This is a genomic window from Brevundimonas sp. P7753, assembly GCF_013386595.1.
In the GTDB taxonomy this organism is placed as follows: domain Bacteria; phylum Pseudomonadota; class Alphaproteobacteria; order Caulobacterales; family Caulobacteraceae; genus Brevundimonas; species Brevundimonas bullata.
This window is the reverse complement of sequence record NZ_JACARP010000274.1, coordinates 1-436: the sequence shown is the minus strand read 5'-3', so window position 1 is coordinate 436 and position 436 is coordinate 1. Positions and strand designations below refer to the sequence as shown.

The following is a 436-nucleotide window of genomic DNA, read 5'->3' as shown; positions in this document are numbered from 1 at the left end:
GGTGGTGAGTTCCAGCGTGAAGCTGGTGCCAACATCGGCCGGTACGGCTTCGATGGTGAGCGTGTCGTCGGAGGCCTGCAGGCCGGACAGCGCTTTGCCGTCGACCGTCGCGCCCGCCAGCTCGAGCCCTTCACCCGCCAGCACGAGCGGCTTGCCGGCATCCGTGCGCGTCATGCGCATGCGGTTGACGACGCGGGTGCGCTCGGGCACGAGATCGATCTCCAGGGCCACTTCGTCAATGCGGAAAGCGGGCGCGGTGTAGTCCTTGCGGTAAATCGTGACGGCGGTATCGGTGCGCAACATCGGTAACATCCTCGTAGAGGTACGCAAAAGGCCATTGTACTCAGGCGCTTGGAGGGAATCTTCCGCGGCGGGCGTCACTCTGAGTATCAGACCGCGTGCGGCCAGTTTCCGGGCACGCGGCCATCTGTCTGAT

The 436-nt window shown here is 64.7% G+C and carries 1 pseudogene; it reads right to left on the bottom strand.

The window, feature by feature from the left end:
* Positions 1 to 303, bottom strand: a pseudogene (gene pepN, locus HX774_RS19555) (aminopeptidase N); the annotation flags it as partial.
* Between the last annotated feature and the right edge of the window lie 133 nt (positions 304 to 436).